The 20,453-nt window shown below is 41.1% G+C and carries 6 protein-coding genes; 2 read left to right on the forward strand and 4 right to left on the reverse strand.

The features are described 5' to 3' along the window. Window positions 1-53: 53 nt before the first annotated feature. Together ABD692_RS04015 and ABD692_RS04020 are read right to left on the reverse strand one after the other, a co-directional pair. The gene (locus ABD692_RS04015) at window positions 54-14,756 is read right to left on the reverse strand and encodes a DUF7507 domain-containing protein (protein WP_344765133.1); all 14,703 of its coding nucleotides are present in this window, start codon (window positions 14,754-14,756) and stop codon (window positions 54-56) included. 225 nt (window positions 14,757-14,981) lie between these two features. Then, on the reverse strand, window positions 14,982-16,166 hold the full coding sequence (locus tag ABD692_RS04020; protein WP_344765135.1) for a helix-turn-helix domain-containing protein: 1,185 nt from the start codon (window positions 16,164-16,166) through the stop codon (window positions 14,982-14,984). Window positions 16,167-16,480: 314 nt separating this feature from the next. Here ABD692_RS04020 and ABD692_RS04025 point away from each other — a divergent pair, with 314 nt between their 5' ends. Further along, a complete protein-coding gene (locus ABD692_RS04025; protein WP_344765137.1) occupies window positions 16,481-16,936 on the forward strand; it encodes a DoxX family protein in 456 nt (151 codons plus the stop codon). Between the two features lie 285 nt (window positions 16,937-17,221). Next, on the forward strand, window positions 17,222-17,353 hold the full coding sequence (locus tag ABD692_RS20915; protein ID WP_425567321.1) for an AAA family ATPase: 132 nt from the start codon (window positions 17,222-17,224) through the stop codon (window positions 17,351-17,353). 207 nt (window positions 17,354-17,560) lie between these two features. Here ABD692_RS20915 and ABD692_RS04030 read toward each other — a convergent pair whose 3' ends face one another. Then, window positions 17,561-18,004 (reverse strand): SgcJ/EcaC family oxidoreductase, encoded by a 444-nt coding sequence (locus ABD692_RS04030; RefSeq protein WP_344765139.1) that lies wholly within the window; start codon window positions 18,002-18,004, stop codon window positions 17,561-17,563. A gap of 1,437 nt (window positions 18,005-19,441) precedes the next feature. Further along, a complete protein-coding gene (locus ABD692_RS04035) occupies window positions 19,442-20,152 on the reverse strand; it encodes a response regulator (RefSeq protein ID WP_344765141.1) in 711 nt (236 codons plus the stop codon). Between the last annotated feature and the right edge of the window lie 301 nt (window positions 20,153-20,453).

Here is a 20,453-nt window from a genome sequence, read left to right on the forward strand (position 1 = left end):
TTTGAATAAAGGAGAAACCAGATTATCTCATCTGATTTCTCTTAAAATTCATCCTATTTTTTAAACGCTCTTATTAAAGTGATGTAACCTTTCAATACTTCATATTCATTGCTTCCAATTCTTTTCACTCTTAACAGATAGTAATATGTACCTTCGTTTAAGCCCTCCCCTGTCCAGTTATTTTGATAATTGGTTGCATGAAAAACTTCATTGCCCCATCTGTTTACAATCTGTAGCTGATTTTCGCCGTACTGATTTAAACCTCTGATTTCAAAAACATCATTAATTCCATCACCATTCGGTGTAAATAAATTAGGAACCTTTATTTCAAAAAAGTTAGAATTAAGTGTTACAGTCGCGACGTTGGTAGAATAGCCAAAGGCATCTTTAACGCGGTACTGGAATGAATCAGCTCCTGTATATCCTGGATTTGGCGTATAAGTAATCGTTCCGTCAGCATTAACTTTCACAGTTCCATGTGTTGGCGAGGAAACAATCTCAATAGTTGACTTATCTAAGGTTGAATTTCCAGGATCGTCATTTCCAAGGACATCAATAACCAGTGGACTGTTAGCTTTTGTTTCACCTTTGTCATCAAAGGCTATTGGTGATTTTGGTACAGTAATAATTGTTGGCGTATTGTTTCCATCCGCGGTTCCAGATACATCCTGAACGATAATTCCAGATGGTGCACTTGCCTGTACAGAGGCTGTGTTGCTTACACTTCCCAGATCTTTATCGGCCTGAGTTAATGTATACACCTCTGTAGCCACTACCGAGGCTCCAGGTAATAATCCACCTGCAACTGCAATGGCTTTATTGACCAAGCCTAACTTGGCATCGGTAAGCTGAATTACATCTAAGCTAACATTACCTACATTTTTGATAGTGAATGTATAAGTGATTTTGTTGCCTGTAAAACTTGCCGTTTTCACCAATGAGATTAAGCCTTTTTCTGGCACAAGGGTTACCGTTGGTGTATCATTATTATCAGCAGTTCCAGATATATCACTAAACGCCTGTCCATTCGGCGCCTGTGCTACGACAGTTGCACTGTTGCTTACTGATCTTGCATTTTTATCGGCCTGAGTTAAGGTATAAGTAGCAGTTTCGACAATTGATGCTCCTGGTGCTAAAGCTGCAGGTAACCTTCTAATCAAACCAATTTTTGCATCGGTGATGGTTACCCCTGATGCAGTAACATTACCCGTGTTTTTGATATTGAAACTGTAGGTAATTGTATTTCCATCTGTACTTAAAACTGCGGTTTTAACAATCGTTATAGCAGGACTGGAAACCGTTAGCGTTGTTGTTGCATCATCAATCTGAGTGGTATTTGGATCATCAGATTTTTGCTTACTGATTACGCTTCCGTTTGGACTATTTCCAGAAACTGAGGCCTGGTTGCTAAAGCTTCCATTATCAATCTCACTTTGTGTTAAGGTATGTTTAGCAGTAACTGATGCACTAGCATTTGGTGCTAGCGTTGCAATATTTGCTGGCAAGATAGAACCCGTATCAGCACCCGCATCGCTCACAATAATATTACTTAAAGTTATATTACCAGTGTTGGTGACTACGATGGTATAGTTAATTATATCCCCTGCTCTATTGCCTGTATTGTTCGCTACTTTAGTTAAGCTCATCGATCCACTTGCAGCAATAGCGGTTATGGTAGCATCATCTACAGCTACAGTATTTGGATCATCAGATTTCAAATTTGAAACTTGATTCCCTTTGGTATCTGTGGCACCTACTGAAGCTTGGTTGCTGTAGACACCCTGGTCTACATTCGCCTGCGTTAAAGTATGTTTAGCGGTAACTGTTGCAGTTGCGTTTGGCGCTAAACTCGTTATGCTACTAGGCGTTATCGAACCAGCATCTGCCCCGTTATCACTTACCAGAACATTACTCAAAGTTACATTTCCAGTATTTCTAACCAAGATGGTATAATTGATTACATCGCCAGCTTTGTTGCCTGTATTATTGGCCACTTTAGTTAAGCTCATTGATCCATTAGCACCAATGGCAATCACGGTTGCATCCCCTGGAGCTGCAGTACTTGGATCATCAGATTTTAAATTTCCAATTACCGTTCCTTTAGGATCGGTTCCGGAAACAGAGGCCTGATTACTGTAACTTCCGTTATCCACTTCATTTTGACTCAAGGTATGCTTAGCGGTAACTGTAGCGGTTGCATTTGGCGCTAAAGTTACTATAGCTGCTGGGGTAATCGACCCATTATCTGCTCCTGCATCACTCACCACAACATTACTTAAAGTTACGTTGCCAGTATTTTTTACCGCAATGGTATAATTGATCACATCTCCAGCCTTGCTACCAGTGTTGTCTGCAACTTTTGTTAAGCTCATTGCACCATTTGCTGCAATGCTTACTACGGTAGCATCGTCTAAGGTCGGGGTATTAGGATCATCAGATTTTGGATCAGTGATGATCGTCCCTTTTGGATTCATTCCAGAAACGGAAGCCTGATTGCTATATGTCCCGTTATCAACTTCACTTTGTGTTAAGGTATGCTTAGCCTTAAATGTTGTGCTGGCATTTGGCGATAAACTTGTAACATTTGCTGGTAAAATTGAGCCCGCATCAGCGCCAGTATCACTAATGACTACATTATTTAGCGTTACATTACCCGTATTGGTTGCCACGATGGTATAATTGATGACGTCTCCAGCTTTACTACCAGCGTTATCTGCAGCTTTTGTTAACGCTATTGCTCCAATTGGGGTAATGGTAACTATCGTTGCATCATCTACCGACGGGGTACCTGGATCATCAGACTTAGCGTTGGAAACCTGATTTCCTTTTGTATCGCTAGCAACTACCGAAGCTTGATTACTGTAAGTGCCCTGATCAACATCTGTCTGCGTCAAAGTATGTTGGGCCGTTATCGTTACAGCTGCATTTGGCGCTAGAACAGCAATACTTGCTGGTAAAATAGAACCGGCATCCGCGCCAATATCATTCACCACAACATTGGCTAAGGTTAGGTTTCCAATATTTTTAACTACTAAAGTATAATTAACCACATCTCCAGCCTTGCTGCCGGTATTATTGGCCACCTTACTTAAACTCATTGCGCCATTTGGCGTAATTACGCTCACAGTAGGGCTATCATTACTTTCGTCCGTTCCAGATTTATCTGTAATGTTTGAGCCAATCGCAGGACTTGCAGTTACTTCTGCAGAGTTGGAATAGGTGCCTGCATCAACATCCGATTGCGTAAGAAGGTGGCTGGCGGTAATGGTTGCGCTTACCCCCGGCGCAAGCTGCGCAATCGGGCTCCCAGCAACAAGCGCATTAGCATCTGTTATTACTAAGTTGTTTAAAGTAACATTCCCTGTATTTTTAACCGTTAAGTTATAATTTAGGCTTTGACCAGCTTGGTTTGGTACTGCACCCACAACCGTTTTAACTAGGGTAACCCCCGGAATTGGTGTGATCTGTACAATTGTCGGAAGATCATCAGTTGGAGTGCCACCAGAAACATCACGCACTTCAGATGCATCTGGAGCTTTAGCCAGTACTATTGCGCTGTTACTGAAACTTCCACGATCTACATCTGCCTGACTAAGCGTGTGTTTAGCCGTTACTTTCACGACACTGCCTGCAGCGAGCGAGGCAATCGTTGCTGGCGAAATGCTTCCAGCATCTGCGCCAGCATCATCAATAACCAAATCGGTTAAAACAGATGTGCCTGTATTGTTTATGCTTAATTCGTAATTTATCACATCACCTGCTTTGCTCACCGGGTTCAAGGCTGTTTTAACCAAGGTTAAAGATGAGCGGTAAACGGTTGTAGATACAGACGAGGTTGAGCTGGAAGCTCCACTTTCTGCAGGTTGAGCGGTGACCGTATTTAGGATTGTTCCATCAAACAATGCTGGAATTTCTCCTGTAACATAGATATTAATTCCATTTGATGCTCCCGCCGGAAGATCTGCTGTGATATTGATGTCACCGGTTCCGCTTGCCGTTGAAGCTATTGCGGTACCCAGGGTTTGAACTGCCCAACTTAGGTTATTAAGAGCAGTTGGTGCAGTATCACTTATGGCAAGGTTCTGGGCATCCCCAGTTCCTTCATTGACTACATTAATTAAATAACTGATTTTGTTGCCAGATCTTAAAATTGCTGGACCACCTTTGGTAATTTTAATGATCGGTTGTCTGCTGACTGCAGTTATAACTGGAGTAGAAATTAAAGCATTTCCAGTTTCTACTGGTGTAACACTTGCGGCATTACTAATGTTACCATTAAATGCTGCTGAAACCGTTCCTTTAATATCAATTACAATACGATCCCCAGCCGCTGAAGGTAAATCTGCATTTACTGAAATGTTATTGCCAGTACCTTGCTGTGCAGATAAGATAGTAGTTGCACCTTCTGCAGTTGCGGTCCACTCCACGTTGTTAATTTCTGCTGGAACAAGATCTGCTATAATTGCATTTAAAGCGGTACTCGGCCCGTTATTTCTAACAACTACCTGATAGTTTATCGTTGCACCTGCAGACACATTTGCTGGTCCGCTTTTCGAAATAACCATATCAACAGATGGGCTTACCAAAGTAGAAGTTGTACTCTGAGCTTGCGGAACTCCAGGCTCAGAAGGAGAAGCATTTGCTATGTTAACCAATGTATTTTTGAACAGTGGATTAATGGTTCCTTTAATGGTAACATCAATTGTTCCGTTTACTGGTACATTTACAGTTAGCGAAACGTTATTTCCAGTCCCTGTGCTTCCAGAAGTTATCGTTGCGCCGTTTGCAACAGCGCTAATCCAGCTCACGTTTACTACATCGCTAGGTACAGCATCCGTTAAAATTGTCCCCACCGCATCAGATGGTCCGCTATTGGTAAGTTTAAGGCTGTAGGTAATCTCTCTTCCTCCAGATGAAACCGTTGGTGCAGATTTGGTCAATAGCAAGTTGGGTGACTGTTTTATAACCGTAACTGCTGGAGTGGAAACTACAGGAAGATTTCCTGTTTCCGATGGCGTTATCGTGGCGGTATTAGAAATATTTCCAGTTGCACTTGACGCCAAGGTTCCGTTAATGGTTACAAAGACTTTTCCGCCAGATGGAATGTTTGCTGTTAGTGACAAGGTATTTCCAGTTCCAGTTGGGTTTGCAGTAACTACTGCGCCGCCAGAGGTTGTACTAGACCAGCTCGGATTGACAACCGATGCTGGAATATTATCGGTCAGTACTGCAGCTACAGCATTGCTCGGTCCGTTATTGCTAACCTCAATTGTATATACAATTGGCTGACCTGCGCTTAAAATTGATGGCGCTGATTTTGCAATAGTCAAATTGGTTACCTTGGTTACCACTGTCGCAATCTCTGGTGATAAAACTGCAGGACTCGTTCCAATTTTAGCGCTCGCGGCATTTCGAATTGTTCCAGAGAAATCAGGATTAATCGTTGCGTTAATATCTATCATTAGGTAAGAACCTGAGGGGATATTTGCAACAGTAGACACATTTCCAGTTCCGCTTGCCGCACCTGTAATTGTTGCCAAAGTACCATTGTTTGTGGCTGTCCATGATGCTACCACTAATTCAGCCTGCAATGCATCGGTAATATTTACCCCTATTGCATCACTGGGACCAGTATTTTCCACCTTGATTTTATAGGTAATCTGGTTGCCAGCAGAAGCTGTACTTGGACCAGTTTTTTGCAATACTAAAGTCGGCGTACCAATTACATTTGTACTTACCGAAGATGAATTATTTGCTGTATTGTAATCGGTAACCCCTGCAGGCAAAGTTACCGTTGCGGTATTGGTTAATGGCCCTACAACTGCGTTTGAAGGAACTTTTCCGTTTATGGTTAAAGTGATAAAATTACCTTGTCCCCCTGCGATATTTCCAGTTAACTCAATGGCATTGCCTAGGCCGTTAGGTGTAGAGCTTACGCTTGCTGATCCCGTTGCAGTTGCTGACCAGCTTACCCCAGTTAACAAAGGGTTTACATTATCAGCAAGTATAAGATCATTAATATCCACCGAACCATTGTTGTATACATTTACAGTATAGGTGATATTCTCTCCCGCAGAAACGCTTTGCGGACCAGCTTTAATGACCGCAATATCTGTAGAACGGTTTACGCTTGTGGTAACTGAGCTCCCTTTCACTACTCCAGAGGTTGCCTCCGCGCGATTGGTAAAGGATGAGCCTGCGCTTTGTTTAATAATTCCGTTAACGGTGATTAGAATACTATTGTTTCCAGTTGGAATATCACCGACAGTATAGATATTGTTTGTTGTACCTGCTGCTGCAGACCCAGATTTAATTAAAGCAACACCATTTACTGTTGCGCTCCAGTTTAAAACCTCAACATCATCGGGAACATTATCCACAATAAAGGCATCAGTTATATCTCCAGAGCCGGTGTTCTTAATCAGAATGGTATAGGTAATCTGATCGCCAACATTAGCATTCGCAGGGCCCGATTTTGCAATGGTAAAGTTCGGATCGTTATCTACTATGGTGTTAAAAGTTGAGGTATTGTTCGCTAGTTCAGGATCGATTATACCCGCTCCAATTGTAGCTGTTGCTATATTAGAAATAGAGGCACCATCAGCTAAAGAAGGACTAACTGTGGCTTTAACCTTTACCTCGATAATGCCCGATGTTGGGGCAATATCTGCAGTTAAGTTTACATTCCCTGTTCCAGATGTTGTACTAACAGTTGAGCCAGAAGTTGCTGTGGCCGTCCAGGTGATTGAGCCTGGTAGGATTCCAGTTGGCAAATTATCAACAATTGTCGTTCCTATGGCTCTGCTTGGCCCTTGATTGGTTATTTTTAATGTATAATCAATTTGCTCTCCTGCCTTTGCATTTGCCGGACCAGATTTTACAATTCTAACGTTTGCTTTACGCGCAATTGTAGTGGTAACAAAAGCGCTTGCGGGACTTGGATCGGTAACGCCTGTTGGTGGAGTTGCTGTAGCGGTATTGCTCAAACTCGCTGTCAGATAACCAGGATCTACTGTTCCAATTAAGGTTACAACAACCTTATCTGTTCCTCCAGCTTTTAGCGATGCGGATAAATTTAGATTTCCTGTTCCGCTGTTAACATTCGCTGTTGCAGCTCCTTGAGTAGCAACGGTCCAACTTGCATTGATTATGCCCGCAGGAAGCAAATCGCTGATTATAGCACCAACAACATCCCCAGGACCTTGATTTTCTACCGTAATGGTGTAGGTTGCCTGTTCTCCGGCAAAAAGATTTGACGGGCCAGTTTTAGAAATTCTTAAATCCGCCTGTTTACTTACTGCCGTAGTTGCAGTGTTAGAGTTTACAGCAGGGTTTCCATTTTCAGACGGTGTCACCGTTGCGGTGTTGGTTAACGAAGTCCCGATAAAAGCAGGGTTTAGTTTACCCGTAATTTGAACTAAAATCGTATTTGCATCCCCCACTGGAAGATTAGCTTTCAGGCTTACCGCATTTCCTGTTCCACTTGCCCCAAAAGTTATATTAGCTGTCCCGCTAGAAACTGCAGTCCAGCTCACATTTTGAATATCTGCAGGCACGGCATCTGCAATTGTAGCATCTATTGCATTACTTGGTCCAGTATTTTTAACCAGTAAAGTGTAGTTTACTATTTCTCCAGCATTTATAGAAACTGGGGCAGATTTCACAATAGAAATATTGCTCTTATTGGAAATTACCGTAGCAATTGCATTAGAATTAACGGTAACTCCAGTTTCTACCGGAGTTGCCATTGCGATATTGTTAATTGTTGTATTTAACTGACTTGCAGGAATTGTTCCGCTAACTCTAATTTGGATTTTATTGCTATTGCCAACATTTAAGTTTCCGTTTAAGCTAACATTTCCACTGCCCGAGGTCGCAGTAAGGGTGGAAGTTCCAGAAGCAACCGCTGTCCAGGAAACGTTGGTCAAAGTTGCAGGTACTACATCCGCTAAAGCAAGACTGTTTGCATTAGATGGACCTGCATTAACTGCATCAATGATATAAGTTACCCTCTCTCCAGCTTTTGCGCTCGCTGGTCCTGTTTTAATTAAGCTAACCGAAGGCGTTTTACTTACCTGAGTAGTTATTGTGTTCGAAGTTTTAGCTGATGCGCCATTTTCTGAAGGTGTTACCGTTGCGGTGTTGACTAAATTGGCATTGGCTGAGGGATTTACTGTCCCATTTATGGTTATAGAAATCTCGTTTCCACTTCCTGCCGGAATATTTCCAACCAGACTAATGGTGTTCCCTGTTCCATTTACAGCGCCATTAATTGATGCCGAACCGCTAGTTGTAGCTCCCCAGGTTACATTTTGAATATCTGCAGGAACATTATCGGCGATTGTAGCTAAATCTGCATTTGCTGTTGCCGTATTTTTAACTTTTATGGTATAGCTTATATTCTGACCTGCGCTAATATTTTCTGGCCCTGTTTTCTCAATCGCCAATACTGGTATTTTTTGTACCGCTGTATTTACCGATGATGATTTAACGGTCGTACCAGTTTCTGCAGGAGTTGCCGATGCGGTATTACCTAGAATTCCGCTGTAGCCTGCACTTACTTTTCCAGTAATGTTCAGCGTTATCTTATTTGCTGCACCTGCAGGAATATTTCCGTTCAAGGTGATGTTGTTTCCAGTTCCATACGCTGAAGTATTTATGCTGGAAGAGCCTGCTGCAACCGCGTTCCAACTTACCCCACTAATCTCAGTTGAAACCAAATCCTTGATTTCAAGATTTTGCGCATCAGCTGTGCTGGTATTTATCACATCAATACTATAGCTAATGTTTGCACCCGAAATTACAGATGATGGTCCGTTTTTGGTAATAGATACTGTAGGAACTCTATTGATTGAGGTGGTTACTGATGATTGTGGAGAAGCGCTATTCAGCTCCGTTGCAGTAACATTGGCGGTGTTGGTAATGCTCCCGTTATAAGACGGACTTGCTTTTCCAATTATGGTGATAATTACTTTGTTGGCTGCGCCAGCTGGTACATTTGCAACTGTTTGAAGCGTATTACCACTTCCTGTTCCACCACTTAATATCCTTGCAGTGCCTTGGGATGTGCTTGTCCAGCTTGGACTTAATATCTCGGAAGGAATTAAATCTGCAATCGAAGCACTAAGGGCATCACTTGGCCCTGTATTTCCAACTTCAATGGTATAGATAATATTTGTTCCAGAAACTATAGATGAAGGGCCGTTTTTAGCGATGGTTAAACCAGATTTTGTACTAACAGATGTATTCACCTCGTTCGAGGTAACTGGGACCACTCCAGCCTCAGCTGGTTTTACAACAGCCGAGTTCACGATGTTACCCAATAGATCCGAGCTCACTTTTCCCGTTACATTAATTTGCACGGTACTATTTGCATTGAAATTCCCTGTTAAACTTAAGGCATTTCCAGTTCCGTTTGCGCCTGTTGTAATGTTAACAGATCCATCAGTGACTGTACTTGTCCAGCTTACCCCTGTTATTCCCGCTGGGATATTATCGGTGATTGATGTGCTAGTACTATTTGAAGGTCCAGTATTTCTAACCGTTATGGTATAGCTAATCGTATTGCCAGCTGTAACTGTAGGCGGGCCGCTTTTTGTTATGGTAAATAAAGGTTTACTGTTAATATTAGTAACCGCTTGTGCGCTTACTGGTGTGCTGCCAGTTTCCCCGGGCGTTGCCACAGCTGTATTGGTTAAAGCGCCATTGAAATCTGGTTTTATCGTTCCGCTCACATTCAAGATTACTTTGTGCTGTGCGCCTGCTGGAACATTGGCAACCAAATTAATCGAATTTCCAGAGCCTGTTACTCCACTTGTAATGCTTGCGCCTCCTTGGGTTTGCGAAGTCCAGCTTACATTGGTTAAACCAGCCGGCACGTTATCCGAGATTTGAACTGCAGTTGCATTACTTGGTCCATTATTTCCAACTTCGATTCTGTAACTAATGGCATCTCCTGCAGATGCAGATGAAGGGCCTGCCTTAGAAATTACAATTCCCGAAGAGCTGGTTACATTAGAGTTCACAGCGGAATTGCTTCCAGAACCTTGTGGCTCAGATGGCGTAACAGAAGCGGTATTGTTTACGCTTCCCGTTGCTGCAGGATTTAAGGTTCCGTTGATGTTAACCGAGATGAAGTTATTTGCATTACCTGAGGGAATATTGGCCTTCAGCGCAACTGCATTTCCACTTCCTGATGCTCCAGAAACAACAGTTGCACTTCCGTTTGCCGTGGCCGTCCAGGTTACATTTTCGACACCTGTTGGAACAGCATCATTTATAGCCGCATTTACCGCATCACTACTTCCGGTGTTTACAATTTTAAGCGTGTAATTTACCGCCGATCCTGCAGTTAAACCTGAGGCGCCGGATTTGGTAATCGCCAAAACGGGTTTAGATACAATCGAGGTGATATCGGTTGCTTCATTATTATTTGTAATGGGGTCGGTTATTCCTTGTGGAGGAGTCAACACAACTCTATTTGATAGAGATCCAGTTGCAGCACTTTCTACTTTTCCAGTAATAGTCAAGTTCGCTGTTTGTCCGCTGGTTAAGCTTAACCCATTCCAGTTTCCTGTTGCAGAATCGTATGTTCCGCTTGATGGGTTGTAGCTTGAAGCAGTAAATCCGGTTGGTAAGGCATCAACAACTTTTAAAACATCAGTCGCATTCATCGAGCTAATGCCTTTGTTGGTTACTGCGATGGTATAGGTAAGGGTTTCACCCGCAACTGCTGGTTTTGGTGTTGCAGTTTTGGTAATTTCAAAATCAATCTGACGACTTACTGCCGTAGTTTCGGTTGCACTATTATTTGCGCTGTTGTTATCGGTTGTGCCTAATGGCGCGACAACACTTGCTGTATTGCTTAATGTTCCACTAGCATTTGCAGCTACAACCCCTACAATGGTTAGCGTTGCAGTTTGGCCTTGAGATAAGGTTAAACCAGTCCAGTTTCCTGTATTTTTATCAAAAACGCCAGTCGATGGGGTGAAAGTTGAAGCGGTATAGCCTGCAGGGAAGTTTTCATTGATTTTCACAATATCAGCAGGTAATAAACCAGATGGCCCGCTATTGCTTAAAGTTATCGTGTATGTTAAATTGTTGCCAGAAATTACTGGTTTGGGATTAGAGGTTTTGGTAATTCCTAAATCAACCAACCTACTAATTATTGTGTTATCGGTTTTGCTGTTGTTGCTGATATTCGGATCTGAAATACCAGATGGAACCGCTATCGAAACAGTGTTACTCAAAGTTCCTGTAGCCGTTGGGGCAACGTTTCCAGTAATTGTTAATGTCGCCTGCTGACCGCTAGCTAAAGCTAAACCGCTCCAGTTACCAGTTGAGGAATTATAAGTCCCGGAAGAGGGGCTAAAATTATTTGCGGTATATCCTGCCGGAAGGTTTTCAGTGAGGGTAAATACATCCGAAGTTCTAATTGCACTTGGACCGTTATTTTTTAGGGTTATGCTATAGGTGAGCGCTTGCCCAGCGATGGCTGGTTTTGGAGTTGCGGTTTTGTTTACCTCGATATCAACAGAAGGAATCGGGGTAATTGTATTTAAAGTTGATGTATTATTGGCTACATCAGGATCTGTTTCTGCCCCTATAATGCTTGCAGTGTTAGCATAATCAGCAGTTGCTGCATTTGCATTAACCCGGGCAATTAAGGTAAGGGTTTGAGAAGCGCCATTTGCAAGCGTTCCAATCAGCCATTCTCCATTGGATGCGGTGTAATTTACAGATGAACTGCTTACAAAAGTATATCCAGCTTTTAAAAGATCGGTAACTTTTACAGCGCTTGCATCACTCGGCCCGTTATTTTTAGCGACCAACGTAAAGGTCACATTGTCGCCTACCACTGGATTTATTTTATCAACTGTTTTTGTGATTTGTAAATTCGAACGTTTGGTGTAGGTGATTAGCACATCATCACTAGAAGATGCACAAGGACCATTACTAATTGTCCACCTTAATGTTGCCGAGGTACTCTGGGCAATGGTAACGGTAGTATTGCGATCTGCAGGATCTGCAATCGTTGCTGTTCCGGTAACGACTGACCAACTACCTGAACCTACAGTCGGTGCATTTCCTTGCATGGTAAATACCCCTGAGTTAAACTGTTCTAGATCTGAACCTGCAATTGCAGTAGTTGGATTTAAGTTAACGCTTACCGTAACTACGTTCGAGGGAATAGAAGAACAAGCAACAGTGTTAAGAGTAGAAATTGTAACTCTTCTAAACTGGGTAGTTGCTGTTAAAGCAGCCGTTGGAGTGTAGCTGGCAGCAGTTGCGCCAGTAATTACATTCCATTGTGTGCCATTTAGCGAACTTTCCCATCTGTAGCTTAGTGTAGAACCGGTCGATCCTGTTCCAACAGTAACTGAACTCAAAGGTGCTGGGATTGTGCCTGTACAGATGGTCTGATCTGCTCCGATGGAACCTGCTCCGACCACATTTTGTACCGTAATGGTAACTGGAATTGTTGCCGCCTCACAAGATACACCATTTAAAGTAGAGATATAAACCCTTCTAAATTGGGTTGTTTGGCTAAGTGCACCAGGCGAATATGTAGTTCCGGTAGCACCTGGGATACTTGTCCAGGTTGTCCCATTATCTACAGATTTATCCCATCTGTAGGCAGTGGTAGAACCCGTTGTACCCCCACTTCCAACAGAGGAAGAAGTTAAGGCGGTAACTGAACCGCCATTGCAGATCGTTTGATTGCTGCCAATACTACCAGCGTTTACTGCTGCCTGTACAGTAACTATAATCTCTGCATAGTCACTCTCGCAACTTCCATTGGTTTGGGTTACAAAATAGCTGGAATTTCCAGCTGCAGTGGTAGAGGGAACGGGCGCATTTACAGATGATACACCACCTTTTGTTCTATACCATAATAACGTGTTTCCATTGGTAGCGGTTGCAGAAAGCGCAGTTGCTGTAGCATTCAGGCAATAAGTCACTGGCGTGGTTACCGCCGGTTTTGCGGAGACCGTTGAAAGGGTGTTTGATGAAGTATTATTGTTAAGATTCGCTGCAACTTCAATATTAGCGCCGCCTGAGTTTACGTATTTTACCTGTACATCATCCACATAGGTGCTCGATCCTGCTGGAGCAGTAACCGTATACAATATAGGGGAAGAACTCGCTCCAGAATTAAGAACGCCACCAGTATAGGTATAAGTATACACGTTGTTACTACCAGTTAATACTGGACCGGTCCTTGTCCAGCCCGTATTGGTGCCAGGAGTAAAAGTGTAACTCGTAGGGTAACTTTTGGTCACAACGATACTATTTCCAGAAGTCGTTGCAAGGGTACCCACATTGGATACTACTGTTGTAAACGTATTTCCAGTGGATGAAAGACATGGATTTGCGGATGTTTTACTGATCGTGAGATCCACATTTTCGGCAAGAACAGGGGTATTAACAACAAAAGTGTTATTGTCAATATCTAAATCAGTAATGTCAGTCGGTACAATATTTACCGTGTTGACCAGGTTATTACCTGCAGGAATGGATCCAATGGTTCCTATCACAGTTACTTTACCTGTAGTATTTGGATCCATATTCAATGAGCCTGTAATCTCATTTGTCGTAGGAAGTGGTATTGAACTTCCCGCTTTAAATCCTGATAGGGTTATACTGTTAATGGTGAATGCGGCATTGCTGATCAGATTACCTGAAGCATCTGTTAATCGATCTTTAAACTGTACATTATTTACTGCTGTTGGCGTATCATTATTAACATCAATGGTATAGGTTACTTTGTTAGCATCGCCCGTAGATACCGTTCTTAAAAAGTCCTTATCTGCACGTTTATTAACCCTTAAGTTTCCAGGTGTAGTAACCTGGACGTTTCGGATTTCATGCTTGTTAAAAGAACCGCCGGTTGCTGAAACAAATCCAAGCTTTAATGTTGAAGGCGGCGCATAGCTTACCCCGCCCTGATCTACTAAAGAGTAAGTGAAAAGTTGCGTGTAGGCACCTCCTGGTGTTGTTGCCCATCGTACGATGATGTCATAGCGCCCATTTGCATTTGGTTTAATCTCAATTTGAACCCGTCTATAAAAAGTACCATCTGCAGGCCGTGATGTCGTTCCTCCTGTTGTATACTGAACGGTATTTCCTGCGCTTATCGGTAAAGTATTCTTCGCAAGCAATCTGTATTTATCAGATTCGCTTCCACGAAGGGTAATACTATTGGGATAGCGGCCCAGGGTCAACCCCGCGCTGGGTGTGTTCTCTGTATATGTAGTTCCCGTATTTGCGGGCGCTCCTGCACCAAAATTTGAAGAGAAATTTCCGAACTCATCCAGACCTATACCTAAATAAGCGCCTTTCAATCCGGCAAGACTTTGGTCTCCCCTTGGCGCATAGCCCAGGCCTGCGCCACTTCCGCCCGTTCTGAAATCTGTTTGTGTGATGTTACCGTTGAAAAGAAAAACTACGATACCGTCCGCACCTTCGCTGGAATTGTGCCAGGTTTTATATTCAAAATCGACCAATACCCCCAGTGTTGAAGGGAAAGATTTATCGATGAAAGCATAACCTCGCTGGTCGCCAACATCATTAGTCAGCCGGAGCCAGCCTTGATTGACTGCATCAGCATTACCCGAAGTGAGCAAAGCGTCATTACCAAGCTTGATTCCTGGCGCATTGCTGCCTTTAAAATTTTCAGATAAGGTAAATTGTGCAGAACTTTTGGTCCATAGCATGACCAGCACAACAAAAAGTAGAAGTAAACGTTTATTCATAAACAATTGGGATGTTTGGCTTTCTGAGCTCATCCAAAAGTTTGTTCCAGATTGATTAGAAAATGTCTACTGCAAGGGGAAAATTAATTCCCAATGGTAAACATCTTCCAAAAAAAAGAGAGCATTCCCGTGGATTTACACGGCGCAAAAATTCACCAATTATTTCATTCTTATTGTACGCACATTTACGCAAGATGTACTGATTTTGAAAATCAATACATTAAATCAGGCAACAGAAGCCTGTTTTAGCATGGCAAGATAATTTGATGGGGTGGTATCCATCACTTTTTTAAAGGCAAGAAAAAAAGTATTTCTGGATGAAAAACCCGCATCCTGGGCTATCGCTTCGAGCGTGAACTGTCTCCACTCCCCTGACTCCAATCTTCCTTTCACGTATTCAATCCGGAGATTATTAATATAGGTATTAAAATTAAGTTGATAGTGATTATTAAACAAATCGGATAGCTTATGGTTAGGGACTTCAAGCGCTGAAGCGAGTTCGCTTATAGTAAAGCCAGTTTTTCTGAAGGCTTCTGTTCGATTGATATAATTTTCAACCCTTACGACCAATGTATTATCATACATGTTAACCCGAATGCTTTCAAATTCTTCCAAGGATTTTCGCTTACGTTTTGGTGTTTCGTTTGGCACCAGTTTATTTGCCTGCACAAAACCGTAAAGAAATGCTGGATTTATAAAAAACAGACCACTCAGGAAAAGCAAACACAAACACAGGCTTAAAACCAATTTGCTTGAATGCAAAATAGCATAGGTATCATTTAGGTTGCCCAAGACTGTTAAATTTACAGCAATCATACCCAAAAAAATGCTACCGCAGACAGCGGTGAACATATAAATCCACCTGATCACCTTTGGATCATGTTTTTTTTGTTTAGCGGTGTTAACAGTTAGCTTTAATTGCATCACTGTATAGATGAAAGCGGAAAGTGGAAAGGCAAACCAGTGCCAGGCCCCCACAATATATTTGCTATCTGTGAAAGCAAAACGAACGTCACGTGCGACCTGATCCACCACCCACTGCTGTTGAGCTTGGCTGGCAATCGTATAAGGGATGATAGAAATTATTGCCGGTATAATTATAATCAAATGGGGCAAATCCTGCTTTTTGAACGCCACGTGAGCGGGATTAAGTGATCCCCTGATATAGAGATAAAAGCATGGTCCAATTAAATAGTAAAGTGGCAACCCCTTGTTGAATAAAAACGGGTAGCGCGTCAAATACCCAGAATTGGTTAGCAGGTAAATTAACGCATACCACATAATTCCTGCAATAGCGGTGGTCAGTAAAAGATTTAAATAGCTCTTTTCACGACCAAACAGGAATAGTTTAACAATAACTAAGCCCAGTATAAAAATGGAGCCAACAACTGATAAAAATACGGGATGCAAGATTTAGGATGATTGGTTTTCCTGCAAAATTACAAATATTCGTTTTTAAATCGTGCTTATTTTTATAAAAAATATTGACAATTGTCAACAGTCCCAAAAAAGGCTTTGCACTGAGACTCAGCAATTGAGGTATCAAAACCATCAAATAATAACAAAGATTAGTGAATGTTTAGCCCCCTGCAACTTGCTCACATTAGCTTGGTTAAACTAAATCAATAATATCGAAAACAGTTGAAGCAAGTAGGTAAATATAAAGTGATTTGCCCTTTCATTTTTTTTTAGGTATATTGCTTATAACCAAAATATAGACGGATATGAGCTTAATTAAAAAAATTCAGGACTGGGGCGATAGTCATCACCCTGCCTGGTTAGACTTTTTCAGAATTGCTTTAGGTATTGTACTGATTTGGAAAGGCGTAGCATTTTGGACAAACATGGAAGCTTTTAACACCTTGATGCGGGGAGAACAGTTAGGAACCGCCGTTTCCATCAGCATACTTGCTCACCTAATTATCCTGCTTCACATCATTGGCGGGCTGGCGATAGCAATTGGCACCCACACCCGTACTTTCTGCTTACTTAATATACCTATCCTTCTTGTTGCCACCTTTTTAGTAAATCTGTCAGGGGGGATTTTTCGCCCCTATGCTGAATTCTGGCTTTCACTATCAGTCCTGATTGGATTATTTTGCTTTTTAATTGAGGGCAATGGCATGTTTTCAGTAGAAAGAATTAGCAACACACCTCAAAAGTCTACATCGAAATCCTAAAAAGGAAGATATCAGTTTATAATGTACCAAAACAAAATATCCCTCAACAACACTTAGAAGTAGTTGTTGAGGGATACTCGCTGATAAAACTCATTAATAGTTTTTAAGATAAAAATATTAGAGAATAAAAATGCATCCCTCCCGTCATTTCCAGATTAGTAAGAATTTTGGATTACAAAAAACTTACTCCACTCCTTTAACTAACTCAAAAATATCGGATAATTTTTAGTTACTATCTTATATCGTTAAAAGTACATTTGGATCAAACCTCTACGCACTATTCTTATCGGTCCTTGCCAAGTTGGAAAGACGACTTTAGTTAAACAATTAGCTAAGGAGTTAAAGGAGAATGGAGATTTAGTTTTTTTTAACTTTGAATTCCGCTATTTTGACTTGTTTAATCCACCTTCAGTTTAAAATCAACATCTGTTTATACTATATGATCTTATTTTCTCGCTGATACGACCAAGAAGATTTGATTTATTAGATACTTTTTCTTTTCGTCGTGATCGATGCAAATAAAATCAAAATTTAAAAAGTATTTGCGGAATAGATACCTTCACTATTCAGAAAGTCCATATCTTATTAGTTGCATTAGTAGCTACTAAACAAGCCGCAAATGTTTTATCTAGGAGGAAGTGGTACTATTTGGGTGACTTGCATAGAAAGTATTTTCCAAATGTTCTCTTGCTTAATAAATACTGCGGTAATCATTTTATGATCTACGCTCCCTTTTTTAACGATTTTTCCAGGAACCTCATAGTCTTGTTTTGCGATCAGAGTTTCTTTGATATATACAATTGCGGTCTGGCTGTTTATAAAACGTGTATCAGCAATGTCTAACTTAATTTGGGTTGGTTTTATACAACAATCATTAATCAGCTTGAATTGGGTAATAATCTCGCCTTTTCCTTTCCAGAACAAGCCTAGAAAGTTAATAAGAGTTGCATCGTCAGTAAATGAGTTGGCATAGGAAAGCATATCATTTTTGTTCCAATCCGACTCTTGCTTGATAACGATTTTGTTTATTTCTTCTTGTGAGGTTTGTGCCCAGCAGTCGATACTCAAGATGACTAAAAATATAACATTAGTTTTTTCATAGTTTTTTTCAGCTAAGATATTGACTATAAATATAATAAATCCAAACTTTTGAAGATAATGTTTTTTTTTAAAATGATCTAAAAGCGCTCTACACCTTCTATTTTTTTAGACTATGGATAGTTTTGGATTTTCAATTACATTTAAGCCGAAACTTTTAATATATATTCGTTTAGGCCTTTTTAATATATGGTACAATTGACGAAAGACCAAACTTCACCAAGCTTGAATAAAGATTACAGAAGTTTCTAAAAACGGATATTTACTTGGGGATTATCAGAAAAGTGACCACTCATTCCTAACCAAAATGACCACTCATTTCGCTCCAAAATGTGCACTGATTACCGCTTAAAGTGTGCAGTCGGCTGATTTTTAGCGTTTTTAAACTTGATTTTTAGCCTACCGGAATCTTCTATCATCCGGGTAATAAAACGCGCTGCAGATGCTTTAAAATCCGCTTAAAAAGAAAGTGTAGATAGTACTAGGTGATCTGGTTTAGATGGACTGTTTTTTCGTACCTGGGCACCCTTTGAATGATGCCTATTGGGCCTCTTAGAGAATCAGGGATCTAAAATCTATTCTGAAGACCTGGCAGAGCGGATCGCTGCACTTAAAAACGGAAAGCTGAAATTTCGGATGAACTTTTATCTTTGGTACAGATTGAATCAAATTTCCCTGGATCCAGGGACTACAGCCGGGTGCACACTTTGGATTGAAATCCGGTGTCTACTATCACTGAAATCCCCAGTACAAGGCACTATCAATACTAAATTTCTCTATAGCAACGCTGGGGATGAAAGCGAAAAGCAATAATAAAAAGACAAGATTTTTCATAACTAATATTTTAGGTAATTTAAGGATTATTATATACATCTACAAGATTTTCAAATCTATTAATTGAATATCCTCGTTTTTTAATAAATTTAAGGGGTGTAGCCAAAGTTTTTCTCCAATTATCCAAACTGCTCCCTGATGGTCCTGCCCAACCTTGACTATTTCTCCTGATTCATAAACCCATCCATTAATCAAACGATTTATTCATTTCTGATAATGAGTGAATGATAAATTTGAGGGTTATAAATACCTGGTATAAATGGACTTTTCACCTAGCTGTTACTAGTGAAAAAAAATTAGGAAGAATGGAATAAAAGTGTAGACCTTTGGGTTGTGAGACACTATTTAGGGCCTTCGCACAGATGTATCAGCTCATTACGGAATTTTGAATCTATGTATTTCGGTCAAAATTGACCACCACAACATATTGGTGACTAGGATAATCGATTAATGCAGATCACTTTCCTGAACTGATCAATTCGTCATCGAATCGCTTGGTCAGTGGGTCTAAAATCTCGAGGGAGGACGCAAAACGAATTTATTTTCTATCACATAGCGCTCTTGTCACCTGAGCTATGCGATTAAACTATGAATCATAGCGTAGTGAACTAAAACTGCTGTATTCCTGGATTGAGTTTTGTCGATAAGACTTTGACGATGCCCTTCAACTGTTCTTTTACTTAAAAATATCTTGTCTGCAATTTCCTGATTCGTCATCCCTTTAGCTATAAGTTCCAGAATTTCCATTTCACGTTCCGTAAAGTCGGGTAGATTTACAGCATTCTCTTCATCGCGGTTCATTTCCTGATTTCTGAACGGCACCAATTTCTCTACCGACTCGGAGCACACGAATTTTTTGCCTTGCCCGACACACCTTAGTGCATAGATCAACTCCTGAGGCTCGGCTGATTTAGTCAGATAGGCAGAACAACCAGCAAGGAAACATTTTTTGATCTGCCGCTCTGAATCGAGCATGGAAAGTGCCACGGTTTTTATGTTTGGGCTGGAAACTCTAATATTATTGAACAACCCGAAACCATCCAACTCTGGCATATTTACATCTGAGAGTATTATATCCGCCGTTTTTCCCGATGCAAGAAAGTCCAAAACCTGCTGTCCATTCGATGCTTCTGCAATAACCTGCATATCATCCTGTTCATCAATCAGCCTTTTAATTCCGTGACGAACAACGGCATGATCTTCCGCCAAAATAATTCTTAAAATTTTCATGTTTTCTGTTTCACTAAGTTCAATCATATCAGGAGCATTGGATTGGCAACTCAAATTAACAATAGAGTAATTTCTATAACAGTTGAAATATACAGCTTTTATGTTTAAAATTTTTAGACCATATGATTTCCCGTATGTATCACAGATAAATCAGGCGTAAATACCTGCACTATGATTCAGAATATTAAAAAAAAGTTGTGCTGGAATGCTTAAATGAGTCTTCGGCTATGAGTACATGATTGCTAAACACCTGGCTTTTATATATTTAAGGCTGTGCAGATGCGTATCGGAATACGGAGTACTTATTATTACAACCTTTGATACGGGAAATGACCAGAAGTCTTTTTTCACGACT

It is taken from the genome of Pedobacter ginsengiterrae, assembly GCF_039537385.1.
Classification (GTDB): domain Bacteria; phylum Bacteroidota; class Bacteroidia; order Sphingobacteriales; family Sphingobacteriaceae; genus Pedobacter; species Pedobacter ginsengiterrae.

What these genes read in the sequence shown, in the direction of transcription:
- ABD692_RS04025 (WP_344765137.1), top strand. Translation starts at nt 16,481, where the DNA reads ATGAGCTTAATTAAAAAAATTCAGGACTGGGGCGATAGTCATCACCCT.
- ABD692_RS04015 (WP_344765133.1), bottom strand. Translation starts at nt 14,756, where the DNA reads ATGAATAAACGTTTACTTCTACTTTTTGTTGTGCTGGTCATGCTATGG.